Source organism: Pedobacter sp. (assembly GCF_039594775.1).
Classification (GTDB): domain Bacteria; phylum Bacteroidota; class Bacteroidia; order Sphingobacteriales; family Sphingobacteriaceae; genus Pedobacter.
On the sequence record NZ_JBCNMT010000001.1, the window covers coordinates 164991 to 179508 of the forward strand.

Consider the following 14518-nt stretch of genomic DNA (forward strand, 5'->3'; position numbering starts at 1 on the left):
AAACATGAACAATACTTTCAATATACATCGGTTTAACCTGTTGCTAAAAAGGCAATGGTTAGAGTTCGGAAAAATTTTCCTGATTACTTTGGTAATAGCTGTCGGTATTTTTGTGGCATTTTACGGATTTACGTTATTACCCCTACAAACAATTAGCGAAATACCTTACCGCCTAAGATTTAGAGAACCACTTTATCTAATATTTGGTTTTCTATTCATCAGCATCATTGCCAGCGCCTATTTTGCTCATTTAGGTCAAAAATCAAAAGCAATCATCGACTTATTAATTCCTGCTTCTACCCTAGAAAAGTTCTTGGCTGGCATTTTATTTACCTCTATATTATCGACATTGAGTTTCACGCTACTTTTCTATCTCACAGATTTTGCCTTTATCGGTTATATCAAAACTCATTTCCAAAACTCAAAAAATGTAGAAGACTTCGAAAACATTAAGGGTTTTTTCACACAAAATGACTTCAGAAACTTTCTCCCATTTTATGCAATGCCTCTTGTGGTAACTAGTGTATTTATGTTGGGTTCTATTTATTTTAATAGGTTCCATTATATCAAAACATCCATTTGCATCATGCTTTTTGGAGGAATGCTAACCTATATTTTATCCAAAACTTCGGATATATTATTTAGCGGAAAAATACAAACTGGTATGGGGAACAACCATGGAAAAGACAACTTCGAATGGATTGCCTTGATTATCCTTTTAACTTTCTCACTCATTACTTGGGCAATAAGCTACGTGCGTTTAAAAGAGAAGGAAGTTTAACTTAAACCTATAAGAACATGGAATTTAGAGATAACAAAGCCATATATCTTCAGATAGCAGATTATGTTTGCGAACATATTTTATTGGAGAAATGGCAAACCGACCATAAAATACCTTCGGTACGGGAGATGGCTGTAGCTTTAGAGGTAAATCCTAATACGGTGATGCGCACTTATGAGTTACTGCAAAACAAAAATATCATTAACAACAAAAGAGGCATTGGCTTTTTTGTAGCGGATAATGCCATTGCAAACGTGAAAAGCTACCGTAAAACTCAATTTATGGATGAAGAATTACCAACCGTTTTTCGCAATATCTATTTATTGAACATCGATTTTGAAGAGCTAAAAACTCGTTACAACACTTTTGTTAAAGAAAATTTTTAATTACAAACAAGATGAAAACCAGTAATAAATTATTAATCGCTTTTGCTGCTGCACTTATTATTATACCTATTTTGGGAATGGTATACGTCTCAAAGGCCATTTATGTAGATGAAGAAAAATGGTCAGAAATAAAAAAACGAACCGACAGTTTCGACGCTATATCAGAAAATATGGAGGCCATTCCTTTAAATAAATTCAACTCCATTAATATTCCCGACGGGAAAGAAACAAGCTTTTCAATCCATTTAATTAAGGATCAAAAATCTGGTGTTAAAATTGAAAAAGGGGATAAAAATCTTGTTCAGTTGAGCGTTGACGAGCAAGAACAATTGCAAATCGGACTAATAGGCCAAAAAGACGGGCGTCGTTACGTCAACATCTACATTTATACCCCTGACGTCAATGCTATAAGTGTAGTTAATGGTGGAACCTTAGATCTGGTTTCAAAAACAGATTCGTTAGCCATTAGCCTTAAAAAAACAAAATACCTATCATTTGGCTCAACTTCAGCATTTCAGAAATTAAGCATCACTGCCGATGAGGGTAGTCACATCAATATCAATAATGACATTGCAAAATCACTAAACCTTAAGCTCAACAACACTAGTTTTACGAGTAGCTGGGCCTCTTATCAAGAACTGAATATTACCACTGCAGGAAAATCAGAAATTTCTATTCAGGGGGATATTGAACAAAGAAAAAAAGAGTTTCAAATACAAAATTTAACTCTGCGCACTACAGATAGTGCCACCGTAAATTTCGATGCCATTAAAATCCAAAAAGCTACAGGCAGCTTGTCTGATCAAACAACGATACAAATGCCGATCATCAACTTAAAACAGATACTAAAATAACAAGCCTTTATTTGACAATAAAACCGTCGAACGAAGGAGGAGAAATCTAGCGGCTAGTATGATGATGCTAGATTTCTCTCTGCGTTCGAAATGACGAGATTACGCTTAACTTCCCTAAATCAACAACCTTATGATTTATATAATTATATTCATTATCATCGTTTGCAAAGCTTGTTAGTTAAATACTTCGCTTCGAATAAACTCAACGGCAGATTTGATATCATTGGCCAACAATCTATCGGCGTCGTTAAAGCTCACCACTTTTCTAAAGTTATCAGACAATGCTTCTATTTGAGGTGATGATTTCAATGGTCTACGCAAATCCAGCGCCTGGGTAGCTGTAATCAGCTCAATTGCTAAAATTCGCTCTACGTTCTCTACCACTCGCAAGCATTTAGTTGCCGCATTAGCGCCCATACTTACGTGATCTTCTTGTCCGTTACTACTTACAATACTATCCACTGATGCTGGTGTACATAATTGTTTATTTTCGCTGGCGATAGATGCTGCGGTATACTGCGTAATCATCAACCCAGAGTTCAATCCAGCTTCTTTTACCAAGAAAGGAGGCAGGCCTCTTGTGCCCGAAATCAATTGGAAAGTTCTTCTTTCAGAAATAGAGCCAATTTCGGCCAATGCCATACAAAGAAAATCCAAGGTAAGCGCCAATGGCTGTCCATGGAAATTTCCTGCCGAGATAATTAAATCCTCATCAGGAAAAACGTTTGGATTATCGGTTACCGCATTAATTTCTGTCTCAAAAACCGATTGTATATAGGTTACGCTATCCTTACTTGCACCATGTACTTGTGGTACGCACCGAAACGAATAAGGATCCTGTGTTTGTTTACCTTGTTGCTCAATAAGTTCACTTCCCTCTAGCCAATTTTTAATATTTTCAGCAGTTTGTAGCTGGCCTTGATGTGGTCTAATGACATGGCTAAGGCTCAAAAATGGATCGATACGGCAATTAAAGGCATCAATAGCAATAGCTGCTATCGCATCAGCCCAGGCCAATAAACGTTTGGCCTGCAAAAGGCAATGTACGCCATAAGCACTCATAAATTGAGTGCCATTAATTAAAGCTAGGCCCTCTTTACTTTGTAGCGTGAGTGGCTGCCAACCTAACTGTTTATAAAGCTCATTGGTACTTATCTTTTGTTCTTTATACCAAACCTGTCCTTCACCAATCAATGGAATGGCTAAATGCGCTAGCGGTGCTAAATCGCCCGAAGCTCCCAATGAACCCTGTGTATATACGACAGGTAAAATATCATGATTGTAAAAATCAATCAATCGCTGAACAGTGCTAAGTGCCACAGCGGAATGTCCATAGCTTAACGACTGTATTTTTAACAACAGCATTAGCCTAATGATAGGCTTTGGCACTTCCTGCCCAGTACCACAAGCATGAGACAACAGTAAATTATGTTGAAGCTGGGTCAGTTTATCAGCCTCCACTTTTACATGCTGTAAATAGCCAAACCCAGTATTGATCCCATAAATAGGATCTTCTGTCCTACTTAGCTTCTCATCTAGATAATTTCTACATTTAATAATACGAGCTGTAGCTTCTGCCGATAGGTTGATGCTTTTCCCCGACTGTATAATTTCCTGCAAAAAGGCAATGCTTAGGATGCTACTGCCTATTTCGTAATTGGTCATATCGATTTCATTTGGTTGCCCCAAAAGTATAAATAATGATAAATTTAAACTAATTTGTTGCCTTCACGTTTATCATTATATATGAGCAATCCTAAATTATGCCACTCTTTTCTTTTTCGATATTAGCTTGTTACCGCACACGCGATCAAAAAGCAAAAACTTATTACTAATGCCTAAAATCAGAATTAGTATATAAACGATATATCAAAGATTAAAGGCTTATTTCAAAACCTCTTGTAGATCAACGGCCTTCATGCTTCTATCAAAATCTACCAACTGCTTTAATACTGCAATATGCCCCGAACCCAGTACAACCATTATACGTTCATCTTTTGGAGTGATTGCCTTTTGTACCATTGAGAACATTAACAAGTTTCTACGATACCACTCTGACACCAAATTAACCCCTCTAAAGTCATGAAGACTTCCCGCCTTGTTAAATAAAGTAATATAATCGCTATAATCATTTTTTCTAGCTTGCGCTGTATTTTTTGCTAAAAGTAATTGTGTAAGATTATATTTCTTTCGGTCTTCATTTTCCTTTTTGCCCATTTCGGTAATTTTATCTTGAATCGTTTGGGCCAACTGATCTTGCTTTGCTTCTTTAATAGCTTTCATGACCTCATCAAATGGGAACTTGGTTTGAATATCTATAGCATGCAATTGAGCATTCTCACATTTTTTTGCTGCTCTAAAGACTAACTGAAAAATCTCGCTTTCTTGGTAAAACTTATTACCTGGATATTTTTGCTTTACAAAGTCGAAATATTTTCCCTCCTTGTATAAATTGTATAAAGTATCCAGTTCACCCTGTTCATTATAATTCCATTCAATAAATATTTTGGTAGGATTAAATTTTTTGATTTGGTCAGTAATTTTCTCCAGCTCTTGTTGCCTTTTGGTTATATCAAAAGGGTTGGTCTTCACAAGGTCAAGGTTTGGGGTGTCAAAATGGAAAGTCCCCAACAACAACACCTGAGTTTGTCCGTAAATAAATTGCGTTGTTAAGAGGCTGACAACATACAAAAGGAGCAATTTTTTTCTAATCTTCATTTTTATTTAGTTTTCTAATATTTCGAGTTGAGCAATAATATCTTCTTCGGAAATAGGATAGAGCTCGTTATTTGCAATAGTTTGATAAACAGCCTCAAATAGTTCCCCATAATTTCCTAACGGAGAAGTTAGCAAAGAAACATCCCTACTGCCATCTTTATTTACCAAAGTAAGTTTACCCGCATCGTGAACGACCTCCAAACCGTAACCCTCGTCTGAAGGCTTCACACCTTTCAAAAGTTGCGCCTCCTGTACATCGCCGTGGTTTTTGGAAAAAGCGCCCAAAGCGCCATTTACTACAAATGCAGGAGGAATATCTGCCGCTAGCAAAGTAGCCGTTAAGTACACGTTAAGCTGGTTAGGATAGGCTAAGTGAATAAAGAAATAGTCATCTACTTTACTATTTTCACGATTATTGGCCAAAACCTTATAGAATTTTTCTGGCTTGCCAAATAACGCAATAGCTTGATCAACTAAGTGTGGGCCTAAATCATATTGCAATCCGCTAGCTTCATAGCTGTTATCTTCCTTGAAGGCTTTGGGGCCAATCTCGTTCCTATAGCGATCAAAACGAAAATATACCTCAGTAAGTTTACCTAGCCTACCGCTCTGGATCACTTCCTTTGTAATTTTAAATCCGCTATCAAATCTCCTATTTTGATATACCAACGCATGTTTTCCTACCTCTTTCGCCAAATTAAAAAGTTCTTTAGCTTGGGCAACTGTTGCGGTAAACGGCTTTTCAACCAAAATATGCTTACCTGCCAACAAGCATTTTTTAGCATAATCGTAATGGGTATAGTTAGGCGTGTTAATAATCACCAAATCAATATTATCATCGGCAATCAATTGCTCGATAATGTCATAACTAGTGATATTTGGATAATCTTGGGCGGCCTGTTTTTTACTCCGCTCCACCACGCCCACAAAGTTAAAACCGTCATTTTGGTGAACAAAGGGTGCGTGGAATACTTTACCCGACATACCATAGGCCATTAAGCCTACATTGATTTTAGGTCTCATAACTACAAAGCTAGAAATTTAACCAAGATATGAAACCGTAATAAACAGCATTAAAACATATCTTTATTATTTTTAATGATGCAACATCTTTAAAATATTATTGTCCCTTTTGATATGAAGAAGAAATTTTTATCCATTGTTATTTTATTAATATCAGCCAAAGTTTTATCTGCTCAAAAGCAATCGCCGATATATACCGCAGATATCGACCATTTTTGGACCGCTTATGATGCCATTCAAAAAACAAACGACCTGTCACAAAAAATCACAATTATCAATTCACAATACATCGACAAAGGAAGTAAAGGACTTAAAGCTTTTATGGCCGCCAGGCAATATAATGATACCCTTTGGGTACAGCTTATCGACAAATTGCCTAAATTTTGGAATTCGATAAGAGCTAATACTTTAAGTATTAAACACAAAACTGACGAATTTGAAAAAGCGATTAAAAAACTAAAACAGATTTATCCAGACTTAAAACCCGCTGAAATGTATTTCACCATTGGTGGGCTACGATCAGGTGGTACGGTAAAGGATAACATGGTATTGGTAGGCAGTGAAATTGCTACTGGAAATGCTACAACAGACGTCTCTGAATTTACTAATAGTTGGCTGAAAAATGTTTTCAAGGAACAATCGCTAGATAACATCGTTTCGCTAAACATTCATGAATATATCCATACGCAACAAAAACCCGCTAGCTCCAATTTATTAAGCCAGTCGATAAGGGAAGGTTCTTGTGATTTTATTGCTGAATTATCTATCCAAAAACCTCTACAGACCAAATACCTGAGTTATGGGAAAGCCAATACTTTGAACATCAAGGAACTCTTTAAAAAAGAAATGTTCTTTAACGATTATACCAACTGGCTATATAACGGAAGCCAACGCACAGAAGATGCAGATTTGGGTTATTATGTAGGCTACGAAATCTGTAAAGCCTACTATCAGCAGGCCAAAAATAAAAAGCAGGCCATTAAAGACATCATTGAACTAGATTTTGGGAATGACCAAGCAGTAGAGTCTTTTTTAGAGGCCTCTGGCTTTTATTCAGAGAAAATAGATAAAAAAGGTATTATAGATGCCTATCAAAAAATGCAACCTACCATAGTAAATATATCCCCATTTAGCAACGGAGAAAAAAACGTAGATGTAACAACAAAGGAACTAAGGATAACTTTCTCTAAACCGATGATTCTTAAACGATATTCTATCAGCTTTTCCGAAAAGGGCAAAGCCAATTTCCCTATTACTACGGTAAAAGGTCATGAAGATGATGATAAGACTTTGGTCCTGAATATTGAATTAAAACCTCAGCAGGATTACGAATTTATCATCACCAATAGAAGCTTCAGATCTAAAGATGGTTATCCTTTAAAGGACAACGAGTACTTGATCAAGTTTAGCACAAAGTAAAATTGCGTTTTTCATAATCTGAAATTCATTAACACTATATTTGTGTTATGAAACCTGCAGAAATCAATATTAAATGGAAAGAGCTGCAAGAAAGGATTGCGCAGGATTTTGATTCGGAAACACCGGACTTAAAAGTAGTGCTTTTTTTAATAGGCGTACAGGAACTGGGAAAAGGACCTGGAAAGTTTAGCAAAAGACAAAAGGAGGAGCTGATGCATATTGCTACTTGTCGCCTGTTAAGCGAGATGGGCTTCTACGAGTTGGAAGGCCTTGATCAGGACGGCTGGCCACACTGGAATTTGGTTAAACAGATACCTCCATATGTTGGATTAGAGCAAGAAATGCTACTGAAATCGTTAGCGATCAATTACTTTGCAGACATTTACGAATAAAAAAATCCCCGACGACCAGGTCATCGGGGATTTTTTTTATTTATATCAGCCACTAGCTTATCCAGCTTTTTCAGCAGCTTCTTTTTTCAATTGCTCGTTAGCAACAATTACAATCTCTACTCTACGGTTAGCCGCACGACCATCTTCAGTTGAGTTATCGGCAATCGGCTCGTTAAATCCTTTACCTTCTGTTACTAAACGTGAAGCTGGAACACCTTGTGAAACCGCATAAGTTTTAACCGCAGCAGCTCTTTTTTCAGACACACTTTGGTTAACCGCAGCAGTACCAACGTTATCAGTGTGGCCAATTACTTTTACATCAGTTCCTGGATACTGGTTTAATGAAGCAGCTAAAGATTGGATATTCTTTTTAGCAGCATCTTTCAGTTCAGTTTTATTGAAATCGAAAAGGATACCACTATCAAATCTTACAATAATTCCTTCACCTTCACGAATTACCTCAGCACCTGGAATCGCCTGCTTAATTTCGGCAGCCTGTTTATCCATTCTCTTACCAATAAAACCACCCGCAGTACCACCTACAGCAGCACCTATTACCGCACCTACAGCAGTGTTACCCGCTTTTTTTCCAATTAAAGCGCCTATTACACCACCAGCTGCTGCACCAATACCTGCACCTTTTTGCGTATTGTTTAGGCTATCGCAGCTTTGAAAAATCATTGCACCTACCGATAAAGCTATAGCGACAGTTGCTGTCTTGAATTTTGTAGTCATCATTTCTTATGTTGTTTATTTTCTAATGTTGTGAGAATCCTGTATTCAAAGGTAGTGCCAATTTAACATATATTTGTAAAATACCCTCGTTTTTAAGCTAAACAGCGTTGATAGTTAAGCAAATGAAAAGTATAACCGTATCTATTTTGTTCAATTATTGACCACAATTTTATACAACAAACTCGTTACACGACCATATTATTCCCCAAAATAGGCTTCCAGTTCCTTTAAAGAATTCTCGTCGGTATGGAAATCTTTAATGACTTTTCCTTTCTCCAATAAGATGATTCTGTTACATACATCGGTTACGTGGTTTAAATCGTGACTTGAAATAAAAGTAGTTAAACGTTGCGTAGTGCTTAAGTTCTTGATCAAGGTTTTTAACCTAATTTGTGTGGTAGGATCCAAATTGGCAAAAGGCTCATCCAAAATCAACAGTTCAGGTTTCTGCATCAGCGCTGCGGCAATTCCTACTTTATTCTGGTTACCTTTCGAGAAATCTCGAATATACTTTCCACGGCCCAATATCTCTCCATTGAAAAACTCTTCATATTGCTTTAGATAATCAGCGACGTGGGCAATGCTTAGCCCATGCAAACTACCAATAAAAGTAAAGTACTCTTCTGGGGTAAGGTAATCAATCAGAAATCCTTCATCCAAATAAGAAGCAGTATAATCTTTCCATTGGGAGCTTTTCGCAACATCAATATCTTTGGACAGGATTTCCCCACTATCTGGTCGTATCAGGTCCAAAAGCATTCTAAAAAATGTGGTTTTGCCGGCTCCGTTGTTTCCAACCAAACCAATGGTTTCACCTGCTCTAATGCTCAAACTTTGTATATCTACTACGGTACGGCCGCCATAGCTTTTTACTAAATTCTTAACTTCAATCATATTCTATTCTCTAAAGCCTTCGGCTATTTTATATCGTTGTTCTTCAAATTTCTTTACAATAACACCTACCCAAAAGTTACGCATCAACAATCCTAAAAGACCTAAAAAAGCAAGGACTGCCAAGCCCAAATAGGGTAGATTTAAGATGCCGAATGGCAGATAAATAATTATAGGAAGTAAAAGTAGCGGTAAGCCCAGTAGCCATTGCGTAGCACCTACTCCTTGCCAGTTGAAACTTGCGCTGCGGGTAATGTCCAATCTTTTGTAATTAAAATTGGCAAAATAAAGCACTACTATAGTGCCCACACCAATGTTATATAGATATGCTGCTAAATGCAACAACAGCAATTTATAACTCATAAAACCATAGAAACTTGAAAGTAGCGTAATGATGGTACTGCTCATGGTAAAGAGTAAAAATTTGGCTTTGATAAAATCTCTGTGATTGATTTTGTTAGTCAGTAAACCATCGAAGTGTGCACTTTGCCAAGCGAACATAAACTGCCCGTAAACGGAAATATTAATCCCAGTCATAAACACCGCGGCAAATAGCATCTTACCAAATTCATCTCCTTCTATTAAGGGCATGCGGTAAAAAAAGAATCCGTAGCATAGAAACATAAAGCCCATAATGACCGAGCTTCTTGAACGCTTATGCCTCAAAATCAATTTCAACTCCAATGCTGCCAACTCTCCAACCCTACCAAATTGATTAAGGAAAGGATAGTCTGTACTAACCTTTTTTTCATTCTTAGAGCTAAGTTCCTCGGTATATAAATTGGCTTTTAAAAATTTAGCATTAATATAGAAAATGGCAAATGCCATCATTGGAAAAATCAATGCCAGAAATGGATATTTAGCGACAGTTTGAAAAACCAGGTTAGAAAAATTTCGGATAGAAATAAAACCATAATAATCGGAGGCTGCCAATCCCAAAATAACCAAAATACCAATGGCAAAAATGGCGACATTATTAATTGCTTTTCGCTTAATATAAAGCACCAAAAAGTTATTGAATAGGATAAGCCCCAGTATAGAGGCCAAATATGCAGCAATCCCAATTACCCCGCTTGTTGCACCGATATTGATAAATATAAAGGGTAAGAAAATAAATAAAGGTAGGATATTGAAAAAGGAGAATAGCGATTTAAGGTTTAGAAAATTAACAATGGTTTGCCTCGAAATATTTAAATGTAGATAGGGAACAATACTTAACGTGGGGAGTTCCTGCATCTGTATCCTAATTGCTAAATCAAGTAAAAAATAATATAAAATCAATCCGTTAAACACAATTACTGGATTAACACTAGGCATAACCTTTTCGATAATTGCCGTCATCCAAAAACCTACCCCTATGGCTACCGCCAAAAAATAAAGCATAAAAAAGCCCAGTACTATTTGAGCGGCAATACTTCCTGCTTTATTTCGGCTACGCCAAAAGGATTTCCATTGATGTGATAAAAATATTGATATCATTTAGTTATAAAATTTTGATGGTTCCATTGATAATTTTAGGCACTAACTGCAAACCAATTCATATTTTATGATTCCGATAGAATCTTCTTCTTTTCCGAATCGTATTCTTCTTGCGTAATCAGTTTCTCATCCAATAATTTTTTTAGCTCACGAAGCTTATCAGCTTTTGTTTTCGTTTCTGCTTGGCTGGCTTCTTTAACTGCCGGTGTCGAAACATTACCGCTTTTAATTAATTCATAGGTGCGTTCTGGTTTATATTTCATCGTCCATAAAAATGGGAACAGGACAAAAACGCCTCCAATAATCGCGCCCACGTCAGCTTTTTCATTTCTAGAAAAAGAAGTAATGAAGGGTTCGTAGCCTTCCTTTTCTAATTTAACGGATGTGGTACTCCCCACAATCTTTGTGTCTTCATGTGTGTAGGGGGTAGTGCCAACAGCTTCTCCATTTAAATACACTTTTGCTCCACTTGGGTTTGACTGAATTAAGGTTTTGCTAGAGCAACTAGCTAATAAAATGCATCCCGCTAAAAGTAAAGCAGTGGTCTTGACAACGATAATTTGATGTTTCATGCGTGTGTTTGGTATTTATTATTTGTTTTTAAAATTTAAGTAGCCTAAAATAAAATTAATCTGAGGGCAAACAAATATGGATAGATTAATAATTGTATTTATTCTTCCAGTTTTGTCTCAGTTTTTCTCTTAGCTTTTCTTCGGCGGGGTTTTTTCCAGGATCGTATAGTTTGGTACCAGCTAATTTTTCTGGCATGTATTCCTGCTCTTCAAAATTACCATCGTAAGCGTGTGAATATTTATAGTCGGCACCGTAACCAATATTTTTCATGAGTTTGGTTGGCGCATTGCGCAAATGCAAAGGCACTGGTAAATCACCAGTTTGTTTTACTAAAGCTTGAGCATGGTTAATGGCCATATAGGAAGCATTACTTTTTACCGATGAGGCCAAATAGGTCACACACTGCGAAAGAATGATTCGAGCTTCAGGAAAACCAATCACATTTACTGCTTGAAAGCAATTATTTGCCAAAAGCAACGCATTAGGATTCGAATTTCCAATATCTTCGGAAGCAAGAATAAGCAACCTACGGGCTATAAATAATGGGTCTTCCCCGCCTTCTATCATTCTAGCCAGCCAATAAACTGCCGCATTGGGATCACTCCCTCTAATTGACTTGATAAAAGCGGAAATAATATCATAGTGTTGCTCTCCAGCCTTATCATAAAGGGCAAGATTTTGCTGCGCATGGGCCAACACGTTTTCATTAGTGAGTTCTATCTTGTCGCCACCAATGCCATTAACGGCAATCTCTAATACGTTGAGTAATTTTCTAGCATCGCCACCGCTTAGACGAATTAAGGCTTCGTGCTCCTTGATCTTTATTTTCTTTTTCGATAGGATTTCATCTTTGGTAATGGCAGTATTCAGCAGCCCTACCAATTCTTCTTCTGTTAAATTTTGAAGAATGTAAACCTGACATCTGGATAGCAAAGCGGAGATAACTTCAAAACTTGGATTTTCGGTAGTAGCACCTATTAAAGTAACCAACCCCCGTTCCACCGCCCCCAACAAACTGTCTTGCTGCGATTTACTGAACCGGTGAATCTCATCAATAAACAACACGGGCATACCCATAAAACCACCTTTCATTGCGGCAGCTTTATCGATCACCTCCCGAACATCTTTAACTCCGGAATTAATTGCACTTAATGCAAAAAAGGGACGGTCTAAGTTTTGGGAAATAATGGTGGCCAAGGTCGTTTTTCCTACCCCTGGTGGGCCCCAAAAAATCATGGATGGAATACGACCGCTTTCAATGGCCTTTCTCAATACTGCACCTTCACCCACCAAATGCCTTTGACCTACATATTCATCAAGGTTCTTTGGTCGTAATCTCTCGGCTAATGGTATGAGGTTCTGCATAATTTCTTCTTTGCCACAGATGCACAGATATTTTAATTCAATCAGTATAAAATCTTATCGAAATATTACAATATCTTCTGCGATTTGCACTATAATATAAGTCTTTTATAACTCAAGCGGGCTTCTCCAAAGTTAACAACAAGCGCTACTTTCTTATTAGAAACTTTTAAGTAGTTAATGGCTTGTGCAATATGTTCGTCCACAATACAACTTGTACACTTAATTTCTAAAATGATGTCGTCAAAAACAACAAAATCCGCATAAAATTTATGTGGCAAAACAACACCCTTGTAATTAACAAGATATTCCTGTTCTCATTTATAAAATACGTTTGTTTTTTGAAACTCATATTCAGTGCATCTTTATAAACAATCTCTAAAAATCCCGCACCTAGCTGATTATGAACTTCCATACAAAGTCCAATGACCTCGTATGTCTCTTCTTTCAAACTCATAGGTAATTTTTATTGTGATCAGTAAAAATCTACCTTAAAGATAAGAGAATTATCTGTGTATCTGTGGCTAAACTATTTTCGGCTTTTTCTTAAAAAACTTTTTCTTCTTCTTTTTATAAGGCTTCTTTTCTCCTTCTGGTTGTTCCTTTGGCGCTTCTCCTAAATGTTCGGGAAGAGGAATACGTTCAATAGGACGCTCAATCAGTTTTTCGATATTAGCCAAACGTCGTTTGTCTTTTGGATTAACCAAAGTAATCGCCGTTCCAGTGGTTGCCGCTCTAGCGGTACGCCCAATACGATGGATATAGTCTTCGGGATCTTGCGGGGCATCATAATTGATCACCAAATCAATGCCTGTCACGTCAATTCCTCTACTCAACACATCAGTACCAATGAGTACATTTAGCTTGCTGTTCTTAAAGTCAAGCATAATGGCTTCCCGTTCCTTCTGTTCCAAATCACTGTGAAAGGCCTCAGCTTTAAGTCCTAGTTTTCGAAATACCTTTCCCAATTCCTTCACTTTTTCCTTACGACCTGCAAATACGATAATACGGTTATAGTGAGCCGATTTCAGAATCTCTGTAAGTAAAGCTATTTTCTGATCATCATGAATGATATAAACCTGCTGATTAATGCCCTCTGCGGGCTTAGAAATTGAAATGTTAATTTGCGCTGGCTGTTGCAATAAATTGTTAGCCAGCTTTCTTATTTTGGGTGGCATGGTAGCCGAGAACATTACCGTTTGGCGTTTTTCGGGCAAGTAGCCTACAATTTTCATGATGTCATCATAAAAACCCATGTCTAGCATGCGGTCTGCTTCATCCAGCACCAAATGTTCCAGCTTGTCCATTTTTAATGTTCCCGATGCCAAATGCGAAATCAGCCTACCTGGCGTGGCAATAATAATATCCACTCCTTCACGCATTGATCTTTTTTGCTGATCATAGGCTACCCCATCGCCGCCACCATATACGGTTAACGAACTAATGTTGGTAAAATAAGAAAGTGCCTCTACCTGTACATCTATCTGTTGAGCCAACTCACGAGTTGGGGCTAAAATCAACACGTTATTATGTCGCTCGTGCTTTTGGGTCAGCAGGTTCATCAAAGGCAACAAATAAGCGCCAGTTTTACCCGTTCCAGTTTGCGCACAAGCAATCAAATCTTTGTTTTCGCTAATGATGGGAATGGCCTGTTGCTGTATGGGCGTAGCGTTTTTAAAGCCCATTGCTAATAAGCCTTCTAAAAGCTCAGCGTTAAATCCAAATTCTTTAAAATCCAATATTTTATCTAATATAATAGGATAAAAGTATTGTTAAATAGAGGGAAAAGCAAACCAATAAGAGGTTTCTTGACATAAAACCTCATTTATCAACTCAAAAAAGGCATTTTTAAGTTAACAAGAGTTTTTTAATTCCAGTATATTCCTAAATTCTCTATTTGTATTT

At 37.2% G+C, this 14518-nt stretch carries 14 protein-coding genes; 5 read left to right on the forward strand and 9 right to left on the reverse strand.

Annotated features, from left to right (window positions below):
* Positions 1–4 precede the first annotated feature (4 nt).
* From ABDV71_RS00670 to ABDV71_RS00680, 3 genes are read left to right on the forward strand one after another with little or no spacing between them, the layout of a single operon-like run.
* A complete protein-coding gene (locus ABDV71_RS00670) occupies positions 5–781 on the forward strand; it encodes a hypothetical protein (RefSeq protein WP_343530465.1) in 777 nt (258 codons plus the stop codon).
* A 17-nt stretch (positions 782–798) separates the two neighbouring features.
* The gene (locus ABDV71_RS00675) at positions 799–1167 is read left to right on the forward strand and encodes a GntR family transcriptional regulator (RefSeq protein WP_343530466.1); all 369 of its coding nucleotides are present in this window, start codon (positions 799–801) and stop codon (positions 1165–1167) included.
* A gap of 11 nt (positions 1168–1178) precedes the next feature.
* Positions 1179–2021, forward strand: coding sequence for a DUF2807 domain-containing protein (locus ABDV71_RS00680; RefSeq protein ID WP_343530467.1), 843 nt, complete (start codon positions 1179–1181; stop codon positions 2019–2021).
* A 174-nt stretch (positions 2022–2195) separates the two neighbouring features.
* On the opposite strand, the gene hutH is transcribed toward ABDV71_RS00680, so the two are convergent.
* The 3 genes from hutH to ABDV71_RS00695 form a co-directional block, all read right to left on the reverse strand.
* Positions 2196–3686: a histidine ammonia-lyase gene (gene hutH, locus ABDV71_RS00685; RefSeq protein WP_343530468.1), complete on the reverse strand. Its 1491-nt coding sequence runs from the start codon at positions 3684–3686 to the stop codon at positions 2196–2198.
* 219 nt (positions 3687–3905) lie between these two features.
* Positions 3906–4739, reverse strand: a complete 834-nt coding sequence (locus tag ABDV71_RS00690) for a DUF5694 domain-containing protein (RefSeq protein ID WP_343530469.1) — start codon at positions 4737–4739, stop codon at positions 3906–3908.
* A 6-nt stretch (positions 4740–4745) separates the two neighbouring features.
* Entirely contained in the window at positions 4746–5762 is a 1017-nt protein-coding gene (locus ABDV71_RS00695) for a Gfo/Idh/MocA family oxidoreductase (protein ID WP_343530470.1), read from the reverse strand.
* A gap of 114 nt (positions 5763–5876) precedes the next feature.
* On the opposite strand from ABDV71_RS00695, the gene ABDV71_RS00700 reads away from it, so the two are divergent.
* Positions 5877–7181, forward strand: coding sequence for an Ig-like domain-containing protein (locus ABDV71_RS00700; RefSeq protein ID WP_343530471.1), 1305 nt, complete (start codon positions 5877–5879; stop codon positions 7179–7181).
* A 47-nt stretch (positions 7182–7228) separates the two neighbouring features.
* The gene (locus ABDV71_RS00705) at positions 7229–7573 is read left to right on the forward strand and encodes a hypothetical protein (RefSeq protein WP_343530472.1); all 345 of its coding nucleotides are present in this window, start codon (positions 7229–7231) and stop codon (positions 7571–7573) included.
* 57 nt (positions 7574–7630) lie between these two features.
* On the opposite strand, the gene ABDV71_RS00710 is transcribed toward ABDV71_RS00705, so the two are convergent.
* The 6 genes from ABDV71_RS00710 to ABDV71_RS00735 form a co-directional block, all read right to left on the reverse strand.
* Positions 7631–8311 carry an OmpA family protein gene (locus tag ABDV71_RS00710; protein ID WP_343530473.1) on the reverse strand — a complete coding sequence of 227 codons (681 nt, stop codon included), beginning with the start codon at positions 8309–8311 and terminating at the stop codon, positions 7631–7633.
* Between the two features lie 195 nt (positions 8312–8506).
* Positions 8507–9202: an ABC transporter ATP-binding protein gene (locus ABDV71_RS00715; protein WP_343530474.1), complete on the reverse strand. Its 696-nt coding sequence runs from the start codon at positions 9200–9202 to the stop codon at positions 8507–8509.
* A gap of 3 nt (positions 9203–9205) precedes the next feature.
* Positions 9206–10678, reverse strand: a complete 1473-nt coding sequence (locus tag ABDV71_RS00720; RefSeq protein WP_343530475.1) for a DUF5687 family protein — start codon at positions 10676–10678, stop codon at positions 9206–9208.
* 65 nt (positions 10679–10743) lie between these two features.
* On the reverse strand, positions 10744–11250 hold the full coding sequence (locus ABDV71_RS00725; RefSeq protein WP_343530476.1) for a PEGA domain-containing protein: 507 nt from the start codon (positions 11248–11250) through the stop codon (positions 10744–10746).
* A gap of 85 nt (positions 11251–11335) precedes the next feature.
* On the reverse strand, positions 11336–12616 hold the full coding sequence (locus ABDV71_RS00730) for a replication-associated recombination protein A (RefSeq protein ID WP_343530477.1): 1281 nt from the start codon (positions 12614–12616) through the stop codon (positions 11336–11338).
* Between the two features lie 521 nt (positions 12617–13137).
* A complete protein-coding gene (locus tag ABDV71_RS00735) occupies positions 13138–14352 on the reverse strand; it encodes a DEAD/DEAH box helicase (RefSeq protein ID WP_343530478.1) in 1215 nt (404 codons plus the stop codon).
* Between the last annotated feature and the right edge of the window lie 166 nt (positions 14353–14518).

Bases quoted from the DNA above. Each gene is read 5' to 3' on its own strand.
- ABDV71_RS00725 (WP_343530476.1), bottom strand. From the start codon at position 11,250: ATGAAACATCAAATTATCGTTGTCAAGACCACTGCTTTACTTTTAGCG.
- hutH (WP_343530468.1), bottom strand. From the start codon at position 3,686: ATGACCAATTACGAAATAGGCAGTAGCATCCTAAGCATTGCCTTTTTG.
- ABDV71_RS00675 (WP_343530466.1), top strand. From the start codon at position 799: ATGGAATTTAGAGATAACAAAGCCATATATCTTCAGATAGCAGATTAT.
- ABDV71_RS00695 (WP_343530470.1), bottom strand. From the start codon at position 5,762: ATGAGACCTAAAATCAATGTAGGCTTAATGGCCTATGGTATGTCGGGT.
- ABDV71_RS00680 (WP_343530467.1), top strand. From the start codon at position 1,179: ATGAAAACCAGTAATAAATTATTAATCGCTTTTGCTGCTGCACTTATT.
- ABDV71_RS00720 (WP_343530475.1), bottom strand. From the start codon at position 10,678: ATGATATCAATATTTTTATCACATCAATGGAAATCCTTTTGGCGTAGC.
- ABDV71_RS00710 (WP_343530473.1), bottom strand. From the start codon at position 8,311: ATGATGACTACAAAATTCAAGACAGCAACTGTCGCTATAGCTTTATCG.
- ABDV71_RS00670 (WP_343530465.1), top strand. From the start codon at position 5: ATGAACAATACTTTCAATATACATCGGTTTAACCTGTTGCTAAAAAGG.
- ABDV71_RS00705 (WP_343530472.1), top strand. From the start codon at position 7,229: ATGAAACCTGCAGAAATCAATATTAAATGGAAAGAGCTGCAAGAAAGG.
- ABDV71_RS00715 (WP_343530474.1), bottom strand. From the start codon at position 9,202: ATGATTGAAGTTAAGAATTTAGTAAAAAGCTATGGCGGCCGTACCGTA.
- ABDV71_RS00690 (WP_343530469.1), bottom strand. From the start codon at position 4,739: ATGAAGATTAGAAAAAAATTGCTCCTTTTGTATGTTGTCAGCCTCTTA.
- ABDV71_RS00730 (WP_343530477.1), bottom strand. From the start codon at position 12,616: ATGCAGAACCTCATACCATTAGCCGAGAGATTACGACCAAAGAACCTT.
- ABDV71_RS00700 (WP_343530471.1), top strand. From the start codon at position 5,877: ATGAAGAAGAAATTTTTATCCATTGTTATTTTATTAATATCAGCCAAA.